This is a genomic window from Sphingopyxis sp. Root154 (genome assembly GCF_001427105.1).
Classification (GTDB): domain Bacteria; phylum Pseudomonadota; class Alphaproteobacteria; order Sphingomonadales; family Sphingomonadaceae; genus Sphingopyxis.
On sequence record NZ_LMGI01000002.1, the window covers coordinates 660,493 to 676,451 of the forward strand.

Annotated in this window: 25 protein-coding genes; 14 read left to right on the forward strand and 11 right to left on the reverse strand. The window is 64.4% G+C overall.

Annotated features, from left to right (window positions below; all coding sequences use genetic code 11):
- Nucleotides 1-144 precede the first annotated feature (144 nt).
- Nucleotides 145-807 carry an alpha/beta hydrolase gene (locus tag ASD73_RS08880; RefSeq protein WP_056371577.1) on the forward strand — a complete coding sequence of 221 codons (663 nt, stop codon included), beginning with the start codon at nt 145-147 and terminating at the stop codon, nt 805-807.
- Between the two features lie 178 nt (nt 808-985).
- On the opposite strand, the gene ASD73_RS08885 is transcribed toward ASD73_RS08880, so the two are convergent.
- The 3 genes from ASD73_RS08885 to ASD73_RS08895 form a co-directional block, all read right to left on the reverse strand.
- Nucleotides 986-1,873, reverse strand: coding sequence for an aldose 1-epimerase family protein (locus ASD73_RS08885; protein ID WP_056371579.1), 888 nt, complete (start codon nt 1,871-1,873; stop codon nt 986-988).
- An 87-nt stretch (nt 1,874-1,960) separates the two neighbouring features.
- Nucleotides 1,961-2,485, reverse strand: a complete 525-nt coding sequence (locus ASD73_RS08890) for an Hsp20 family protein (RefSeq protein ID WP_056371581.1) — start codon at nt 2,483-2,485, stop codon at nt 1,961-1,963.
- 523 nt (nt 2,486-3,008) lie between these two features.
- Nucleotides 3,009-3,284 (reverse strand): hypothetical protein, encoded by a 276-nt coding sequence (locus ASD73_RS08895; RefSeq protein WP_056371584.1) that lies wholly within the window; start codon nt 3,282-3,284, stop codon nt 3,009-3,011.
- Between the two features lie 173 nt (nt 3,285-3,457).
- Here ASD73_RS08895 and pgl point away from each other — a divergent pair, with 173 nt between their 5' ends.
- On the forward strand, nt 3,458-4,210 hold the full coding sequence (gene pgl / locus ASD73_RS08900) for a 6-phosphogluconolactonase (protein ID WP_056371585.1): 753 nt from the start codon (nt 3,458-3,460) through the stop codon (nt 4,208-4,210).
- 79 nt (nt 4,211-4,289) lie between these two features.
- Here pgl and ASD73_RS08905 read toward each other — a convergent pair whose 3' ends face one another.
- Both ASD73_RS08905 and ASD73_RS08915 read right to left on the reverse strand, forming a co-directional pair.
- Nucleotides 4,290-4,727, reverse strand: a complete 438-nt coding sequence (locus tag ASD73_RS08905; RefSeq protein WP_056371587.1) for a pyridoxamine 5'-phosphate oxidase family protein — start codon at nt 4,725-4,727, stop codon at nt 4,290-4,292.
- A gap of 309 nt (nt 4,728-5,036) precedes the next feature.
- Complete coding sequence (locus ASD73_RS08915; RefSeq protein WP_156377336.1) at nt 5,037-5,609, reverse strand: DUF4142 domain-containing protein; 573 nt, start codon at nt 5,607-5,609, stop codon at nt 5,037-5,039.
- Nucleotides 5,610-5,836: 227 nt separating this feature from the next.
- Here ASD73_RS08915 and ASD73_RS08920 point away from each other — a divergent pair, with 227 nt between their 5' ends.
- A complete protein-coding gene (locus ASD73_RS08920) occupies nt 5,837-6,274 on the forward strand; it encodes a VOC family protein (protein WP_056371592.1) in 438 nt (145 codons plus the stop codon).
- A gap of 156 nt (nt 6,275-6,430) precedes the next feature.
- The gene (locus tag ASD73_RS08925) at nt 6,431-6,727 is read left to right on the forward strand and encodes a hypothetical protein (protein WP_056371594.1); all 297 of its coding nucleotides are present in this window, start codon (nt 6,431-6,433) and stop codon (nt 6,725-6,727) included.
- Between the two features lie 179 nt (nt 6,728-6,906).
- Here the strand turns inward: ASD73_RS08925 and ASD73_RS08930 are convergent, their stop codons facing one another.
- Entirely contained in the window at nt 6,907-7,746 is an 840-nt protein-coding gene (locus ASD73_RS08930) for a BON domain-containing protein (protein ID WP_200934915.1), read from the reverse strand.
- Nucleotides 7,747-8,064: 318 nt separating this feature from the next.
- Here ASD73_RS08930 and ASD73_RS08935 point away from each other — a divergent pair, with 318 nt between their 5' ends.
- Entirely contained in the window at nt 8,065-8,862 is a 798-nt protein-coding gene (locus tag ASD73_RS08935; RefSeq protein WP_056371596.1) for a DUF1206 domain-containing protein, read from the forward strand.
- A 324-nt stretch (nt 8,863-9,186) separates the two neighbouring features.
- On the opposite strand, the gene ASD73_RS08940 is transcribed toward ASD73_RS08935, so the two are convergent.
- The gene (locus tag ASD73_RS08940) at nt 9,187-9,537 is read right to left on the reverse strand and encodes an ethanolamine utilization protein (RefSeq protein WP_056371598.1); all 351 of its coding nucleotides are present in this window, start codon (nt 9,535-9,537) and stop codon (nt 9,187-9,189) included.
- 260 nt (nt 9,538-9,797) lie between these two features.
- Nucleotides 9,798-10,457 (reverse strand): GFA family protein, encoded by a 660-nt coding sequence (locus ASD73_RS23540; protein WP_082521449.1) that lies wholly within the window; start codon nt 10,455-10,457, stop codon nt 9,798-9,800.
- A 34-nt stretch (nt 10,458-10,491) separates the two neighbouring features.
- Here ASD73_RS23540 and ASD73_RS08950 point away from each other — a divergent pair, with 34 nt between their 5' ends.
- The 4 genes from ASD73_RS08950 (at nt 10,492) to ASD73_RS08965 (ending at nt 11,988) form a co-directional block, all read left to right on the forward strand.
- The gene (locus ASD73_RS08950; protein WP_056371601.1) at nt 10,492-10,764 is read left to right on the forward strand and encodes a hypothetical protein; all 273 of its coding nucleotides are present in this window, start codon (nt 10,492-10,494) and stop codon (nt 10,762-10,764) included.
- Between the two features lie 221 nt (nt 10,765-10,985).
- Nucleotides 10,986-11,243 (forward strand): hypothetical protein, encoded by a 258-nt coding sequence (locus ASD73_RS08955; RefSeq protein WP_056373407.1) that lies wholly within the window; start codon nt 10,986-10,988, stop codon nt 11,241-11,243.
- 86 nt (nt 11,244-11,329) lie between these two features.
- On the forward strand, nt 11,330-11,593 hold the full coding sequence (locus ASD73_RS08960; protein WP_056371603.1) for a DksA/TraR family C4-type zinc finger protein: 264 nt from the start codon (nt 11,330-11,332) through the stop codon (nt 11,591-11,593).
- Between the two features lie 191 nt (nt 11,594-11,784).
- Complete coding sequence (locus ASD73_RS08965; protein ID WP_056375986.1) at nt 11,785-11,988, forward strand: hypothetical protein; 204 nt, start codon at nt 11,785-11,787, stop codon at nt 11,986-11,988.
- 24 nt (nt 11,989-12,012) lie between these two features.
- Here the strand turns inward: ASD73_RS08965 and ASD73_RS08970 are convergent, their stop codons facing one another.
- Nucleotides 12,013-12,480: a hypothetical protein gene (locus tag ASD73_RS08970; RefSeq protein ID WP_235534262.1), complete on the reverse strand. Its 468-nt coding sequence runs from the start codon at nt 12,478-12,480 to the stop codon at nt 12,013-12,015.
- Between ASD73_RS08970 and ASD73_RS08975 the strand changes: the two genes are divergently transcribed.
- Complete coding sequence (locus ASD73_RS08975) at nt 12,475-12,996, forward strand: lipocalin family protein (protein WP_056371609.1); 522 nt, start codon at nt 12,475-12,477, stop codon at nt 12,994-12,996. The two genes, ASD73_RS08970 and ASD73_RS08975, sit on opposite strands and share 6 nt — an antisense overlap.
- 63 nt (nt 12,997-13,059) lie before the next feature.
- On the opposite strand, the gene ASD73_RS08980 is transcribed toward ASD73_RS08975, so the two are convergent.
- Both ASD73_RS08980 and ASD73_RS08985 read right to left on the reverse strand, forming a co-directional pair.
- The gene (locus ASD73_RS08980; RefSeq protein WP_056371612.1) at nt 13,060-13,671 is read right to left on the reverse strand and encodes a flavodoxin family protein; all 612 of its coding nucleotides are present in this window, start codon (nt 13,669-13,671) and stop codon (nt 13,060-13,062) included.
- Between the two features lie 13 nt (nt 13,672-13,684).
- Nucleotides 13,685-14,059, reverse strand: coding sequence for an OmpA family protein (locus tag ASD73_RS08985; protein WP_156377337.1), 375 nt, complete (start codon nt 14,057-14,059; stop codon nt 13,685-13,687).
- A gap of 386 nt (nt 14,060-14,445) precedes the next feature.
- Here ASD73_RS08985 and ASD73_RS22250 point away from each other — a divergent pair, with 386 nt between their 5' ends.
- The 4 genes from ASD73_RS22250 to ASD73_RS09000 all read left to right on the forward strand — a co-directional run bounded on the left by ASD73_RS22250 (nt 14,446) and on the right by ASD73_RS09000 (nt 15,949).
- Entirely contained in the window at nt 14,446-14,619 is a 174-nt protein-coding gene (locus tag ASD73_RS22250; protein WP_082521450.1) for a DUF1328 family protein, read from the forward strand.
- Nucleotides 14,620-14,725: 106 nt separating this feature from the next.
- Nucleotides 14,726-15,130, forward strand: a complete 405-nt coding sequence (locus tag ASD73_RS08990; protein WP_056375988.1) for a hypothetical protein — start codon at nt 14,726-14,728, stop codon at nt 15,128-15,130.
- 46 nt (nt 15,131-15,176) lie between these two features.
- Nucleotides 15,177-15,554 carry a lysozyme inhibitor LprI family protein gene (locus tag ASD73_RS08995; protein WP_056371618.1) on the forward strand — a complete coding sequence of 126 codons (378 nt, stop codon included), beginning with the start codon at nt 15,177-15,179 and terminating at the stop codon, nt 15,552-15,554.
- A complete protein-coding gene (locus tag ASD73_RS09000; RefSeq protein ID WP_327196917.1) occupies nt 15,542-15,949 on the forward strand; it encodes a hypothetical protein in 408 nt (135 codons plus the stop codon). The genes ASD73_RS08995 and ASD73_RS09000 overlap by 13 nt, the downstream gene beginning before the upstream one ends.
- Nucleotides 15,950-15,959 lie beyond the last annotated feature (10 nt).

The following is a 15,959-nucleotide window of genomic DNA, read 5'->3' on the forward strand; positions in this document are numbered from 1 at the left end:
CTTTCCTTGTCCCATGCGAGCGAAAATATCCGGCGCCGGGTGGGAAAGCGCCCTCGGCCTTTCTACCTATGCAATGACCCTAGTCTTGCCGTCCCGTCACGGCGACCCCGCCAGACGAGCTCCAACGGAACCAAGAGAAAAACTTTGTCCAAGATAGTCAACGGCGCCAGCCTGCAGCCGCGCTCCGGCACTGCACCCGAGAAGATCGTCTTGCTGTTTCACGGCTTCGGTTCGAGCGGCGCCGACATGATCTCGCTGGCACCGCAGTGGCAGGATGCCCTTCCCGGTACATTATTCCTTGCGCCGCACGCGCCGCAGCGCTGCGGAATGATGGGTGCGGGCTATCAGTGGTGGGGCCTGTCAGGCTTTGCGCCGTCGGCGCTGGCGGCGGGCGCGGCGTCGGCCGCTCCCGCTATCCACGCCTTTATCGACCGCAAGCTCGCTCAATATGGATTGACCGATGCGGACCTCGCGCTGGTCGGTTTCAGCCAAGGAACGATGATGGCGCTTCATGTCGCCCTGCGCCGACCGCGAGCGGTCGCTGCCGTGGTCGGCTATTCGGGAATGCTCGCGGAGACGGCCGGGCTCGGACATGGTGATTTCGCGAAACCGCCGGTGCTGCTGGTGCACGGAACTGCCGACCCGGTGGTGCCGATCGCGGCGCTGCATATGTCCGAGAGCGAGCTCAAGCGACTTGGCGTCGACGTCAAAACGCACATATCCTACGGGGTAGCGCACAGCGTCGATCCGGTAGGCTTGCAGCTTGGCCGGGATTTCATAGCCGAGGCCTTCGATCGCCCGGCCTGATTTCTCAGCCCAAACCCCAAGGAAAATCGAACGCGTCCACCAAGGTCCTCTCGACCGAGGGCGCGTAATGCCCGCTTGGCGGCAATACCCGAAATTCCTGATGCGAAGCGGCGTCTGGTCACCACCATTTTCTTATGCGGCGCCGTGGCGATCCGCTGATCGATCCGAGAGGCCGGAGCTAAGGAGCAAGCGCGATCGCGATCCGCAGGCGGAATTGGCGCTGCTGCGCCGGACGCAGCCGCATGATGCCGGGTTTCTCCCAGATCTCGCCAGTAAAGCCGAGCGGGTCCGCCATTCCGGCCCATGGCTCGATGCAAAGATAATGGGCGCCCGGCTTCTGCCACAACGCAAGCCATGGCGTGTCGGGATATTCGATGCGCAGGCCTGGCGTCCCGTCGGCGCCCCAAGACAGCCCCCGACTCGCGAGCCGATCCCATATCAAGGCGTCGCGTTCGAACATGCCGGAAGCGGGCGCAAGCTCTCGCCCCGACACCGGCGAGGGCTCGGTGCCGGGGCCGATCAGGCCCGTACCCGGCGCGACCCGGCGAACGGGCGCGGGCTCGTCGGTATCGAAGCGGATGCGGTGCGCGTCGGCGCGTGCGCCGAATGGGAGAGGCCAGGCGAAGGCCGGATGAAAGCCGAAGCTGAACGGCATATCCTCGTCGCCGCGATTGGCGACGGTGACACAGATTGCGAGCGCCGCTCCCTCAAGCGCGAAATCGACGATGAGTTCGAATGCGAAGGGATAGACGGCACGCGTCTCGGCATCGGCCTCGAGGCGAAAGCGGGCGCGCGACGGCTGCTTGTCGATCAGCGCGAATTCGCGGCGGCGCGCGAAACCATGCTGCGGCAGCGCATATTCGGCCGCGCCCAGGCGATAGCGATCGCCCGCCAGCCGGCCGACGATCGGAAAAAGCAGCGGCGCGCGCCCCGTCCACCAGCGCGGATCGGCGTCGGTCATCATCTCGCGGCCGGCGGCATCGCGAAGCGAAAAGAGTTCGGCCCCGAGCGGCGCGATATCGGCCTCCAAGAACTCGTTCGCTATCGCAATCAGACCGCTCGTCACTCCCTCCCCTTTCCGGTTCGCCTGGGCTCGCGCGCGCCCATCTGCGGGAATGGCGACGCGCGCGATGCGCCGCCATTCCTTATTGCTTCAAACGGCTTCGTGCAGCCCGTCTTTCGCCGCCTCGTTGCCCGGCGTCTCGTTTTCCGGCGCTTCGCGCTGCGGCGCCTCGATGCGCCGGCCCGTGCCGGACGGCCCGGCAATCGCGATCTTCCGCGGCTTCATCGCCTCGGGCACGACGCGTTTCAGATCTACGCTGAGCAGGCCGTGGTCGAAGCGCGCTTCGCCGACCTCGATATAGTCGGCGAGCTGGAAGCGCCGCTCGAACGCGCGGGCGGCGATACCGCGGTGGAGGTAACGGCCCGTGTCCTCATCTTCGGCGCGCTTGCCCGAAATGCTGAGCAGGTTCTGCTGCGCGACGATGTCGATCTCGTTGGGCCGGAACCCTGCGACGGCGAGCGTGATGCGGTAGCTGTCCTCGCCGTCCATCTCGATATCGAAGGGCGGATAGGGATCGGGCGCGTCGGCCCGCATGCCCGTCTCGAGCAGGTCGAAAAGCCGGTCGAAGCCGACGGTCGAACGGCGATAGGGGGTAAAATCAAATGCATTCCTCATTTCCAGATCCTCCTATTGAAGCGACATGGGCATGAGACGCGCCGGAAACGCAGAGCCGGCGCTCTCCATGTCCAGCCGGACCCGAATTGGCGTCCGGTGAAAATAATTAGGTCGGCCAAACCCGGGTTCAAGACGTCCGGAAACGGTCCGCCGCAATTTTTCCCGGCGGTTAAAGCTGTCCCCGCCATGGCGCTCGATATTATCGACCGCCATCATCCCCGGGCCTTCGTCCGACATTGACAGCCAATGACCAATTTATATCATCGTTTGTGAAGGCCGGCGGTGCCATCCAGCTGGTCTGTAGGCTTCTCTTGCGTAGCCATTGTGAGAGAAGGGGGAGGCTCCGCTCCATCGGCGGGGTCTTCCTTTCACAGTGCCACCGCGATCGACGGATGTGCGCCTGTTTTTCCTAGACTAACGGGTGGTATCACGGACGGCAAGCTGCCGAAGGCGAACGGACGAGACAAACGAAAAAGGGCGCCGATGCCGGCGCCCTTCACCCTGCCCTTTAGGGGAGGCACACTTATTTCTTCTGGGTGTCGCCAACACCCGATTCGGACGGGGCGATCTCGCCCTTGTCGTCCATGGCATTGGCCTTTTCTTCGCCCTGCTCTTCGACGACATCAGCCTTCTGTTCCATCGCCTCCTTCGCCGCGCCTTCCGGCATGGCATCGGCCTGATCGTCGATCACTTCCGCCTGCGCTTCGGCTTGATCCTCGACCTTGTCCGCGGCCGGGCTTTGGCAAGCGCCGAGTGCGAGGGTCGAGGTGGCGGCGAGAATTACAAAGATCCGTTTCATCGTGGCTCTCCCAAGTTTGACTAAAGGGATAACGTCAGAGGTCCGATACGGTTGCCGGCAGCCCATGCGGGCTCGCCATTCCGGCCAGCTCGATTGCCTAATTCCGCGTCCCTGCTGGCGGCCGAGCATAACAGCGAATAGAGGCCGTCGAACCGGGCGCCGCGTAGCCTTCGATGCGGCACTGCGTTTGGCTGAGGCTATTCAAGGAAAAGCATGTGAGCGAAGAAGTCGAATGGTGGGAATATGACGATGCTGCCGAGATGGCGGCCGCGGTCGCAGGCGATATCGGCTTCATTATCGAAAGCGCGATCGAGGCGCGCGGCGCTGCGGTAATCGCGCTTGCCGGCGGAACGACACCGATCCCGATTTACGAGAAGCTTGCAGCCACGAAGCTGGAATGGAAGCGCGTCACGATCGTTCCCGGGGATGAGCGCATCGTCCCGCTCGGCGATCCACTCAGCAACGTAACGGTGCTTGCGAAATATTTCCTACCGAAGGGTGCACGCGTCATTCCGATCGTTCCCAACGCGATCGCCGACTACAAGGCGGCCGGACGCTCAGCCGATGCCCTGATGCAGGATTTGCACTGGCCGCTCGACCTTTGTCTTCTGGAAGTTGGGACTGACGGGCATGCAGCTTCGATTTTCGCGGGGCCAGATTTCGACGAAGCCGTGAACGGGCCAAAGGAGCGACGGGCTCTGGGCGTATTGCCCGACCCGATGCCGCGAGAAGCGCCAGTTCCGCGCGTCACACTCAGCCTGGCTGCGATCACCACGGCGCGCGCCCTCATGATCGCCGTAAAGGGCGACGACAAGCGCGCCGTGATCGAGACCGCTATCAAGCAAGGAAAAGCCTCGCCCTATCCGATCGGACGCGCACTCGCGGGGACGGAACTGCCCGTCGACATCCATTGGGCTCCTGGTTGAACGACTGGCGAGCGGATGTGGATCCGGCTTGTACTGCGCTGCGCCACGTCGAAGTTTTTTTCTGACAATGCCTGGCTGCTCAGGAGGAAAGCAGCAGCTCGCCCTCATCCTCGCCGTCCCAATAATGCGCGCGCTTCCCGTTCACCTTGATTAGCACGATGCCCGGGGTTTCGATCCCATCCGGCCACCAGCGTTCGAGCCCCTTGGTCCAATGCTCCGCGAATGCCTGCTTGTCGCGGATCAGCTCTCCATGCCCCTCAATCGCTGCGAAGAAAGGCCGATGGCCGAGCAGTGCCGATTTTCCCTGATAGGCCAGATTGACCACCGGATTCGCGGCGATGTCGGCGACCATCTGCGCGCTTTCGTCGGTAAAGAACCACGCGTCCCCATCATAATCCACTTCGCGATTGTTGCTCATCGGGCGCGATCCGGTCGCGCCGCCTGGGGCAATTGTCGCAAGCATCGCAAAATCGATGTCCTTCATTTTTTCGGAGAGTCGCTCGAGGGTCATTGTCATCGGTCGGTTCCTTTGCCTGATGCTTTGTCAACGCTCAGATCGGCCAAAGGTCGCCCGTTCTCGCGAGCCAGGTAGCGATCACAGTGCCGCGGTCGAGAGAGCCGACCGCGAGCCGGCGGCGGCAGCCGCGCGCACCGTCAACCCCCGAACGCTGGCGGAGCGACGGTTCGCTGGCGCCAGCGGTCGGTCGATCGCGGTATTCGAACCGGCCGCGGGAGGTCGTCCGTAGCGACCGGCGGGCGCTGCCTAGCGACTCGCAAAAGCTCGCCGTTCCCGAGCCGGGTGCAAACACCCGGCTCGGATTTAGCGTCAGCTTTTTGGCGTCAGCTTCGCGAGTTCGGCTCGATGTGCCTCGACGACGGGCACGATCTCGCCCGCCGCCTTTTTGAGGCTCTCGGTGTCGCCACTCGCGGCATAGCCCTGGTGCAAGGCAAGCGCCGCATCATGCGCCGTCTTCTGGTGCGCGATATAGACGGCATCGATGCCTGCCGCATCGGCGGCCTTGATCTCGTCGAGCATCTTCTGCTGATCGCCATCGAGCTTGGGCGGCGCGACGGTCAGTTTGGCCTCGGTGGCTGCTGCCTTCACCTTCGCGGTCGACTGGCCATGATTGTCGATCATCATCTGCGCGAATTTCTTCACCTCGGCGTTGGTCGATTTGGCCAGCAATGCCTTGGACGACTCGATTTCCCAGAGATCGCCGGCGCCCGCCTTGGCGATATAGCCTGCCGCGTCGACCGGCGCGACGGCGACCGGCGGCGCGGCGTCGCTTTCGGGGACCGTCGCGTCGGCTACGGTCGGTGTTTCGGTCGGGGCCGTTTCATCGGGTCCGCCGCACGCGGCGAGAATGAGAGCGAGGGATAAAATATATGGGCGTTTCATGCGAACCTCCATCCCGAAATGTCGTCCCCCCGCCATCCAGCAACACCGCCTGCCGCCCGAAGTTCCGCCGACCCGCCCTCGCCTCTTTTCGGCCTTTTCCTTGGCGCCGGATGCCGATCCGACCCCGATGCCGCCGCGCGCCCGCGCATCGAAAAGCGCGAGGACCGCCGTTGTTCGACCAGGGGAGACCCTGTAGACGGAGGGGGGCTAGCGAGGAGACGGATCGGATGGCGGTCAAGCGGATGGACAATATGGGTATCGTGGTCGAAGATTTCGATGCGACGGTCGATTTCTTTGTCGAGCTCGGCCTCGAACTGGAAGGGCGCGCGACGATCGAAGGCGAATGGGCGGGCCGTGTCACCGGTCTCGGCGACCAACATGTCGAGGTCGCCATGATGCGCACGCCCGACGGCAACAGCCGGCTCGAGCTTTCGCGTTTCGTCCGTCCGCCAGTCGTCGCCGATCACCGAAACGCGCCTGTCAACGCGCTCGGCTATCTCCGTGCCATGTTCGCGGTCGACGACATCGACGGCACACTCGAGCGCCTCCGCGCGCATGGTGCCGAGCTCGTCGGCGAAGTCGTCGATTATCAGGACGTGTATCGGCTCTGTTACATCCGCGGACCCGAGGGCCTTCTCATCGGACTGGCCCAGGAGCTTGGCTGACCCCTCCCTCGCTGCGGCTGTTCGTCGTGCGGCTGCCTGAGATGCGGGCCGAAGATTTCCTGCCGGCCGCCCTCGCCGCGCGGGCACGTGCGCGCGGAACTTCGCGCACCGAAAGCGGTTTCTCGAATAGACGAGGGGGATGCGAAGGAGAGCGTCATGCCCCGAGGAGACAAGTCGAGTTACACCGACAAGCAGAAGCGCAAGGCCGAACATATCGAGGAAGGATATGAGGATCGCGGCGTGAGCAAGGATGTGGCCGAGCGCCGCGCCTGGGCAACGGTGAACAAGGAATCGGGCGGCGGCAACAAGTCGGGATCGGGCCGCGGCAAGCCGGACAATCACGCCTCGGCGCGCAAGGGCGGCCGCAAAAGCGGAGCGGATCAGAGCCACGCATCGCGGTCAGCTGCGGCGAAGAAGGGTTGGGAAACCCGGCGCCGTCAGGCGAAGGGATAACGAGATCCGCGCGCCCAAGATGCCGCCATGCCAGATATGACGAAACGCCGGGCGTCGATGGTTAGAGACCAAGCGCCGCGCGCGGTGTGCGCGATAGATTTCCCTTCGGACTTTAGAGTCCCGTCATATTGCGGCCAAGGCCGCGGCGGGGCGAGGTCCCGCCGCGGCCTTGCAGATAGTCAGTCGATCTTCGGACTGACAACGCCCGAGGTGTAGCGCAGGTTGTTCTGGACATGCTTGACGCCCGAGACCGCATCGGCGCAATCCTCGGCGCGCCGCTTGGTCCGCCGGTCGTCAACCGTACCGGCGAGGGTGACCTCGCCATCGGTGACGCTGACTTCGATTTCCGAGGCGTCGACCCACACGTCCTCGGTCAGCCGATCGTTCACATCCTCGCGAATGCGATCGTCCGAACGCGCGTAATTTTTGGGGCCGCGACCTCGGTGGTCGAGCTCGCGGCGATGGCGCGCGTCGCGATCACCGAACCACGACAGGACTTCGTCGCCGGCACGGTCGATAAAGCCGCGATGATCGCTGTCATCATCCGCTCGCCCGGCGGGCCCGGCGCGCCCATAGTCGCCATAAGGGGAATAGCCGATCGGCGGAAACCCGAATTCGCTCGGCCAGAACCGCATGCCGCGATCTTCGGCGTAGCGCTCGTCTTGCGCACCGCGATAGTCACGAAAGCCACGATCGGCGTGATAATTGCCACGCGGCTCGCGATAACCGGAATAAGCCGGGGCCTGGCTATCGTCACGGCGGGGAACGCGGCCATAATTGCCCGCCGTCGCCGCGGTTCGCCCATCGTCGCGCGAATAGCTTCTTTGCGAATAGCGATCGCCATAGCGCTCGTCGCGTCCGCGATTGCCGTAGCGCGATCGTTCGCCGTCTTCGGCCGCGACATAGGTTCGCGCCGCCTCTTCGGCGCGCGCGCTATCCCAGCGGCCCCTGGGTTGGTCGTCGGGGGCCCGGTTGTCCGAATAGTCCCACAGCGGGGTGCGGTCGTCATATCTGTCCATGATCCTGCTCCTTTGCATCGTGTGAGCGGCGGGCAGTCGCCGGAGTGTGCGACGACCCCCAGCCTGTTCAAGTGACGAATGACCTCGTGCCCGGTTCCCTCCGGCCATCGCGGCTCGTCGCACTTTTGCACGGGCCGGCGGCCTCGACCGGCATCCTCCCTTCCCTCGCGGGTTCTTCGCGTCGATCCGATCGCCATGCCGCGGCTCGCCTGGCGAGCGACGGCGCGTGAAGCGGGACCGAGGCAACTCGCTTCACCGCGCGCCAAGGAACTGCGGCGCGCGCGGCACGTTCGCCCTGTTGGCAATCAGGGAGCAGGCATGATGAACAGACTTCGGCGGCTCGAAACATTCGCGCGGGCCGGGTGGCTGGCAAGAGGGATCGTCTATTGCCTGCTCGCCTATATCGCGCTGACCAGCGCGGGGGCAGACGACGCGAGCCCGCAGGGTGTGTTCCGCTCGGTTCGCGACATGCCCGGCGGACCCTTGCTGCTGATGCTGCTCGCCATCGGCCTCGCGCTCTACGGGGCCTACCGTTTCTATGGTGCCGCGCTCGACAGCGAAGGCAAGGGACAGGAGGCGAAAGGGATAGCGATCCGCATCGGCTATGCCGCGAGCGGTTTGGCGCATTTCATCCTCGCTTGGGCGGCGCTGCGGCTGGCCACCGGCAAATCGGGCGGCGGCGGCGAGCGCGAGCAGGAGGCTGCCGGCATGCTGCTCGACATGCCGCTCGGCGAAACATTGCTGGGCGTTATCGGGCTCGGTTTCCTTGCGGGCGCTGCGCAGCAGGCGGTCAAGGCATGGACCACTGAGTTCATGAAGGGCGTCGCACCCGAGGCGCCCGCCTGGGTCGTTCCGGTCGGTCGCGCCGGGCTAGCGGCACGCGCGATCGTCTTTGCGATCATCGGCTATTCCCTGGTCCGCGCGGGCTGGTTCGGGGCAGCCGGCGAGGTGAAGGGGCTCGGCGACGCCCTTTCCTCGCTCACCGAGAACAGCACGCTCTATATGCTCGTTGCCGCGGGGCTGTTCCTGTTCGGGATCCACAGCCTCGTCGAGGCCCGCTGGCGCCGCATCCGCGATGAGGATGTCGTCGCCCGGCTCAGAGCCGCGGCGCGCTAAGGATCGCGCTGCACCGGAATTCGGCGAGGCAACACTGCCATCGCAGCCTGCAAATCTTTGGGCGCCCATTCGAAAGCGTGTCTTTTGGCGCTGCCGTACAATTATCGGCCGACGCGCGAGGCTATCCGCGCCCTGCGACCCAGGAGAGCTCTTTCCTTTCAGGAAACCAGAGATCTTCATCTGGCGCCCGCCCGGTTCCGATCGGCGGGCGCCGTTTTTTTCGGGACGCCGATCTGATGCGAAAGAACGCGCAACGCGACGCGGTTGGCGCTCGCCGAGCCTCGATACGGAAAAGGGATAGCCGATCCCGGCTGAGGCCGGGACTCAGTCACGCGCCTCCTGCCAGTGCGGATAGGTGACATAGGCGGTGACGGCCCCCTCGGCGTGAGAGCGGATGATGACCGTCTCGCCTTTCGGCATATAGACGATTTCGCCGGGACCCGCAGTGATCGAACCCGCGCGGCTCTCAACCGAGACCTTCCCTTCGAGGATCAGCATCACATCGTCGACAGCGAGCGTTTCCTCCAGGCTCTGGTCTGGCCCGTACCGGCCATAGCCGATCGTGATCGGACCGCCGCCGCGCTGATCGATCACATTGCCGGCGAACACATCGCCGTTTTGCCCGGGCGAACGCTCGAATGCCGCGTCGGCGATGGCAAATTTTCGAACAATCATGGCAAATCTCCATCGGCGCCAACGCCTTGCATGGCACCTTGTGCGACGCACGGTGCAGTCGAATGGTTCGCTCGATCCTTTCTGGCCGATCCTTTTTCGCCGCAGACGCGGTCAAAGTGTCACATCCGCCGGACGACTGCTCGTCCTTGCCGTCGCCATCGGGGTTCGGGCACTGATCGATCGCGATGCCGTCACGACTCGCGCTCGTAAGGAACGAACATCGCGCGGTCACAGCAATTGCGCGACAGCGGACATTTGGTTCAGTTCGCTTCGGTCTGCCCTTCCTCTAATCCGCGGGTCTTGGGTCGCAGCGCCTTGTGGCGCGGCAGGAACGCCATCATCGGCATCCAGCTCGGCGCTTCGGCGGCATAGAGATGAAAACTCGGCGCCACCTCTTCGGGATCGTCGAGCGTGCCGGCGGCGATATCGATCTCGTCCGGCTGATGGAGGACATGGATCGTGAGCGGCGAGCCGCATTGACGGCAATAGGTCCGTGCACCGAAATCGGTCGAAGCAAAGCTGCCGACATGCTCCTCGCCCCGGATGACGCGATACCGGTCGAACTGCACCGTGGTGAACACCATCCCGCCCGACCCCGATACATGCTGACAGACGCGGCAATGGCACCAGCCCGTGTCATAGGGCGGCTCGTCCAGCCGATAGCGCACCGTGCCACATGCGCACCCACCTTCAAGGGGTGCATATTCATTCCGAGCCTGCTTTCTGTCCGTCCCTGCCGTCATGCCATTCTGCCCTTGCCTTGGGTGCAAAACCTCCACCTCGCGACAGTCATTGGGCCGACGCGACCGTGAATTCAGAAATTCACCGGACACCGCATCGTTCCCCTCGATTCTGAAGCGCGTGCATAGGGTTCGGCTCGATCGTCCCGCCAGGCCGGGTCTGAACTGCGCAGCCAGCATTGAACGCTTTGTGGGTTAGAGCGTTGATGTTGCGATGAGCCTGTTCGATACATTTCTTGCGCAAACGCAGCTGGAATTGATCTTTGCCCGCCGGCTCATGGCCGACATCGAGAGTGGCGCGCTGGCGCCGACATGGGGCATGACCCGCGAGCAAGCGATTGCATTTCTCGCGGACGGCGTCGCCGAGCGGGCCGAGATGATCGAGCGGCTCGCGCCCTTGTCTTCCCCTGCCCCAAAGACCGGCGGGACGGACGCCCGAAGCACAGAAGCGGAAACGCCGAAACGCCGTACGAAGTTCAGAAAATAGCCTGACCGCGGGATCGCGCTCGCCCCCGCAGCCTTGATCGCGGTTTCCGCGGCGTTTCCACTCGCAAGCGGTCCTTGCACGGCCAAGCCGGTGCTGACCCGTTTGTCGGCCGAGATGAAGAGCGCGCGCCTCTAATGCCGAGGCCGCCGCCCGATCGTCGACCGCGCGTGTGCGCCCGCGCGCCATTGCTGCGGGATCATGATCTCTTGTAGATGTGCGCGATGTCGGAAGATTATGCTCATGGCCAGCGGGACGGTCTGCGACTTGCCCTCGCGGTGCTCGCGGCGGAAGAAGCCAAATGGTCGGCGTTGCTCGGCGAAAGCCGGTCGTGGCGAACCAACCAGATTCGCGAAGTACGTCACAAGACGCTGCAAGTGGCGCAGAAACGCGTACAAACCGCTCTCAACCGCCTGACACCGAAGGGCAGCGGCGTGATGGACCCCGAACTGGCTTCCGCGCTCGCAAAAGCCGGCTTGTAGGCGGTTGTCCTGACCGGCCGCCGCGCCCTGTCCCATATGCGGGAGCTTATGCCCCGGTCGGGCGTTTTGCTGGCTGGAGACAGGATATGGCCAACGGCTGGGCCCGCGACGGCGCGGTGCAGGATCAAATCGACGATACGGTGTCGGACGCGGTCAAGAGTGCCCGCGCGCGCTTGCCTGCCGGCGACGGGGCAGAATATTGTGACGATTGCGGCGAGGATATCCCGAAGGGCCGACGAAAGGCGCTTCCGGGCATTCGAACCTGTGTTGGCTGCAAGTCCAAGCGAGATGCTGCGATACGGCCCGCGGGGTTCAACCGCCGCGGAAGCAAGGACAGCCAGCTCCGCTAACGACGGAGATCGCGGCGGCCGTTGCCTCCGGAGGCACGCGCGCCCTGATTTTCATCCCGCCCTCCCTATGCGCCAACTCACACAGGCGTCGGCAACCTGCCCTCAAGGTCGGACACTGCCCTTGCAACCATTTTTGACCAGCCGCATTTTCGGACCATTCGCTGAGTTTGACCATCGGAAGGGAGGAAAAGGTGCGGACGATTGAAATCTGGCCGGACGAGATTGAAGGTGGCGATACCGAACGCGACGGTCAAAGCTATGCGACGATGCGCTTTATCGACCATGAAGCGGAAACGGCGGTCGTGGTGTTTCTTCAGGCCGAGACCGAGCGCGGAATGATCGCGGACCTTTACGGTTGGGCACAAAGCCGGGGAATGACCGGCCGGTCGAACTGACGCAGGCGGGGCATCGCCCATCGCCTATCTGCCGGGGCCGCCCTCGACCGCGTCGGCTCGCTCGTCCGCCGCCTTGCGCACGGCCTTCGCCTCCTGCTCCAGGCGTTCAGCTTCAATGTCGGCCGCTGAGCGGATGCTATCGCGCTCCTTCTCGATTGCTTCGGCTTCGGCCTCACGGGCGTCCTCGGCGGCATCGGCCGCGCGGTCGCGGGCGGCGCCGATGCGCTCATTGGGTCCATCGCCATCATAGGACTGGCCGGCCGCCACGGCGGCCGCCTTGTCCTTTTCGGCCCCTGCCTGCGCCTTGGGGCCCTGACAAGCGCCGAGAAGCACTGCTGGAGTTATAGCCAGAATAAAGATTTTCATCGCGCTCTCCCCGGTCGGCCACAAGCCGGCCGGCCATAATTCAACCGCGCGTTCGTCGCGCGCCGGACAGGAAAGGAACGAGTCAGGCGCTGCGAAGTTTCCCCAGGGATAGGAAACAATATGCATGATTCAGAAAAGGATGTTGTCGCGGTACCGAGCGTCGACCTCCAGCGTTATCTGGGCAGCTGGTTCGAGATATGCCGGCTTCCGCTCAAATGGGAAGATGCCGAGGCAAGCGACATCAGCGCGTCCTATAGCGAGACCGCGGACGGCCGCATCAGGGTCGAGAACCGATGCCTCGACAAGGATGGAAAGCCCGATCGCTCGATCGGCGTCGCGGTTCCGCAAGACGAAACAAATGCCAGGCTCAAGGTCAGCTTCCTCCCCGAATATCTTCGCTGGATCCCGTTCACGCAGGGGGATTATTGGGTACTTGCCATCGCCTCCGATTATTCGGTGGCGCTCGTAGGCACCCCCGACCGCGAACATCTCTGGCTGATCGCACGCAGTGCGGCAGTACCGACGGATACGGTCGAAAATTATCTCGCGGTCGCCAAGTCGCAGGGTTTCGACCTCGACCGTCTGATCACGCCGCGCCAGTCGGGCCGGATGGTCCCCGACAGCGCTTTCGAAGAGACCTGACGCAAGCTGCCCGGACGCTGAAGCCGGGGTTTACCGACAGTCGTTGGATGGCGGATGCCGCGGTCATCCAGGATAGGGCGCGTCCCGCAAGAGGCGGGCCAAATGCGCTGCATTGGCCGCAACCATCTTCGCGGTTTCGGTTACCTTGCGCGGGCGATGCTCGAGATCCTTGAAGTCGACCGACCCCATCGCCTCGCCGACCCAATAGCAGGCAGCCACGGCCGGGATCGTCCATCCGACGTCGTTCAGCGACTGGAAAAGCTGCGACGACACATGATGCGCGCCGTCCTCATTGCCGACGATCGCGGCGACGGCGACCTTCGAATAGCTGGGCATACGTCCCTGGTCGTCGGTCTCGTCGAGGAAGGCATCCATCCGCTCGAGCACGAGCTTCGCCACACTGGAGGGCTGTCCCATCCAGATCGGGGTGCCGAAGACGAGGATGTCTGCCGCAAGGATCTGCTCGCGGATGGCCGGCCAGTCATCCCCCGCTCCCTCGTCCGACGTGACGCCCCACTTTACATTGTGCGCAGCGATCCGGATCGGCTTGCCGACAACGACGTCATGCGCCGCGAAATGCTCGGCGAGCACGCCAAGCATGGCGTCGGTCGAGGAAGCGCGTCCCTTCGCCGACAAGGAGCAATTGATGGCGGCGGCGGTCAGTCGAGCGGTCATCGATGTTCCCCTGTCAATTCGAGGCGGTGAGAAGCGGCACGGCGGGTGCGGACCGGCGCGCGAACAGAACAAGCTGAGCCGGGCCATGCCCGCTCGCCGACGACGCGATTTCGAGTCGGTCGGCGGGGATACCGCGATCCACCAGAAAGGCGGCGAGCGCCTGACCCCGCTTATGGGCAAGAGAGTCGTCGCCGGCAGCGGATTGCGCGGCGTACGCCTGACCGACAAGGCGCAAGCCGGCGTCGGGCGTGGCGCGCAACAGGGTCGCGAGCGTCGCGCCTTCGCCAAGGCCGTCGCGGGTCAGGCGCGCCGTGCCGGGTACAAAGGTTCCATTGCCAAAAACGAATGCCTCGCCTTCGCCTCGCGCGGCGGTAAGCCATTCGGCCATGGCGCGGTCCCGCGAGCCGCGTCGGGCGACGATCGTCGCGCCATCGGGGAGAACCACAATATCGTCGCTGCTTCCGGGGGCGCTCGACCGCGACTTCCGTTTCGCCCTTGAGCGACTGAAGCGAGAGCGCGGCGGCGCCGGCCAGAAGTGCGCTGGAAAGGAGAAGGAGGGAACGCAGCATCAACGAGAATCCGATCTTGTAACGCCCCCGCGCCACAATGATGAAACGCCCGTCTCGCTTGGCCGTTGCCGGGATTCTGGCAGGAACTTTCGTCTCAAAACGGCGTTGACGCAATATCCATACAGGATGAATCGGCGGCCTCGTTCGCCGTATCAGCGCGCATGCGCCGGTGCGGGAGCGCGCGCCGGGGAAAGGGAGAAATGACATGTTCAGATGGGCAATTATTTTCGCGGTGGTCGCCTTGGTTGCGGCGCTTCTCGGCTTTGGCGGCATCGCCGGGCTGTCGGCCGATTTCGCCAAGATCCTCCTGGTGGTTGCGGTTGTTCTCGTTGTTCTCGGCTTCGTCTTCGGACGCGGCGGACGGCGCACCCTGCCCTGAGGCCCCGCCCTTGGACCCGGGGTCGGGCGCCCGCGCGACGCGATCCCATATTGTGCCGGCGGTCTGCCCATGGATCGCCGGCAACTCGTTTCTGAAAGGTCAGACTATGCGCACGCTCCTCCTCCTCGGCTGTTCGGCCGCGCTTCTCGCCGCTTGCACCGACAAGAATGAAGCCGCCGAAGACAAGCTCGAAAAGGCGGCCGAGACCAGCGCAACCGTCGCCGGCCCGGTGCCCGCGGCGCTCGGCCTTAGCGAAGCCCAATTGCTCGACGCCGATCTTGTCGGCACCGATGGGAAGGAACTCGGCGATGTCGCGCAGGTCGTGCGCGGCCCGGACGACAAGGTCGACCGCCTGCTCGTCGAAATCGAGGACAGCAATCCCGATCGTTATGTCCATGTCCCGATCCTCGGGCTCAAGACGGTGGTCAAAGGCGATGACACCGATCTGGTGACCACGATGACAAAGGCCGAGATCGCGGCGCTGCCCGAAGTGAAGCTGCCGGCCCCGTGAGGCGAAGCGGCGTCGAATACACCGTTCTCGAACGATCGGAGACGATATGCTGAAACATGGCCTCGTCCTTGCTCTCGCGCTCACCGCCATGCCCGCGGGCGCGCAGACCCAAGCACAAATGACGCGCACCGCGGAGCAAGGCTACAAATCCGCAGACGCGGCGATGACGCGCGAATGGAACGCGACCAACAGCTTCATGAAGAAACGCGACAGCGCCGACCGCTCGCGAGGCGGCGGGTTCGGCTATGCGGCTGCCCTGCTCGCAAGCCAGCGCGCCTGGCTCAAATATCGCGACAGCCAGTGCGCCATCGAAGGCGGCGAGTTCGCGGGCGGGTCGATGCAGGCTACGGCGCGCTTCGGCTGCCTGGCCGATCTCAGCCGCGAGCGCGGAAAGCGGCTCGCCGCGCTTCGTTGGCAAGGCTGAGCGCGCCTGCCCCGACGAGCGCGGCAACGGGAGACGCGGGGCAATATCCCGCGACGCCCGACGGCCGCTATTTTGTCGTCTGCGGGCGCCTGTGGCGATTGTCCAATCCGGTCCTCGGTAGCGCAGAACGCACCCGTCTGGTCGACAGGCTGATGACCGCGCGCCGCGCGATCGCCGCCGCCAAGGGTTCGGGCGACACGCTCGCAGCGCGCGGCGCGCGCGCCGAAGTGGACCGGACAAAGCGCGCGCTCGGCGAGCGCGGACCTGCGTGGTGGGACGATGGCGCGCCCGACTATAACCGGCATATGGCACGCAATACCCCTTATGCCGAATGGTTCGCCGCGCTGGGTTCGCACGCGTCGTCCTCAACTTCGAATGATACCCGCCGAAGTTAATCCATGTTGA

What these genes read in the sequence shown, in the direction of transcription:
- ASD73_RS08890 (WP_056371581.1), bottom strand. Translation starts at nt 2,485, where the DNA reads ATGAGGAATGCATTTGATTTTACCCCCTATCGCCGTTCGACCGTCGGC.
- ASD73_RS08895 (WP_056371584.1), bottom strand. Translation starts at nt 3,284, where the DNA reads ATGAAACGGATCTTTGTAATTCTCGCCGCCACCTCGACCCTCGCACTC.
- pgl (WP_056371585.1), top strand. Translation starts at nt 3,458, where the DNA reads ATGCGGCACTGCGTTTGGCTGAGGCTATTCAAGGAAAAGCATGTGAGC.
- ASD73_RS08905 (WP_056371587.1), bottom strand. Translation starts at nt 4,727, where the DNA reads ATGACAATGACCCTCGAGCGACTCTCCGAAAAAATGAAGGACATCGAT.
- ASD73_RS08915 (WP_156377336.1), bottom strand. Translation starts at nt 5,609, where the DNA reads ATGAAACGCCCATATATTTTATCCCTCGCTCTCATTCTCGCCGCGTGC.
- ASD73_RS08920 (WP_056371592.1), top strand. Translation starts at nt 5,837, where the DNA reads ATGGCGGTCAAGCGGATGGACAATATGGGTATCGTGGTCGAAGATTTC.
- ASD73_RS08925 (WP_056371594.1), top strand. Translation starts at nt 6,431, where the DNA reads ATGCCCCGAGGAGACAAGTCGAGTTACACCGACAAGCAGAAGCGCAAG.
- ASD73_RS08930 (WP_200934915.1), bottom strand. Translation starts at nt 7,746, where the DNA reads ATGGACAGATATGACGACCGCACCCCGCTGTGGGACTATTCGGACAAC.
- ASD73_RS08935 (WP_056371596.1), top strand. Translation starts at nt 8,065, where the DNA reads ATGATGAACAGACTTCGGCGGCTCGAAACATTCGCGCGGGCCGGGTGG.
- ASD73_RS08940 (WP_056371598.1), bottom strand. Translation starts at nt 9,537, where the DNA reads ATGATTGTTCGAAAATTTGCCATCGCCGACGCGGCATTCGAGCGTTCG.
- ASD73_RS23540 (WP_082521449.1), bottom strand. Translation starts at nt 10,457, where the DNA reads ATGCTGGCTGCGCAGTTCAGACCCGGCCTGGCGGGACGATCGAGCCGA.
- ASD73_RS08950 (WP_056371601.1), top strand. Translation starts at nt 10,492, where the DNA reads ATGAGCCTGTTCGATACATTTCTTGCGCAAACGCAGCTGGAATTGATC.
- ASD73_RS08955 (WP_056373407.1), top strand. Translation starts at nt 10,986, where the DNA reads ATGTCGGAAGATTATGCTCATGGCCAGCGGGACGGTCTGCGACTTGCC.
- ASD73_RS08960 (WP_056371603.1), top strand. Translation starts at nt 11,330, where the DNA reads ATGGCCAACGGCTGGGCCCGCGACGGCGCGGTGCAGGATCAAATCGAC.
- ASD73_RS08975 (WP_056371609.1), top strand. Translation starts at nt 12,475, where the DNA reads ATGCATGATTCAGAAAAGGATGTTGTCGCGGTACCGAGCGTCGACCTC.
- ASD73_RS08970 (WP_235534262.1), bottom strand. Translation starts at nt 12,480, where the DNA reads ATGCATATTGTTTCCTATCCCTGGGGAAACTTCGCAGCGCCTGACTCG.
- ASD73_RS08980 (WP_056371612.1), bottom strand. Translation starts at nt 13,671, where the DNA reads ATGACCGCTCGACTGACCGCCGCCGCCATCAATTGCTCCTTGTCGGCG.
- ASD73_RS08985 (WP_156377337.1), bottom strand. Translation starts at nt 14,059, where the DNA reads ATGGCCGAATGGCTTACCGCCGCGCGAGGCGAAGGCGAGGCATTCGTT.
- ASD73_RS22250 (WP_082521450.1), top strand. Translation starts at nt 14,446, where the DNA reads ATGTTCAGATGGGCAATTATTTTCGCGGTGGTCGCCTTGGTTGCGGCG.
- ASD73_RS08990 (WP_056375988.1), top strand. Translation starts at nt 14,726, where the DNA reads ATGCGCACGCTCCTCCTCCTCGGCTGTTCGGCCGCGCTTCTCGCCGCT.
- ASD73_RS08995 (WP_056371618.1), top strand. Translation starts at nt 15,177, where the DNA reads ATGCTGAAACATGGCCTCGTCCTTGCTCTCGCGCTCACCGCCATGCCC.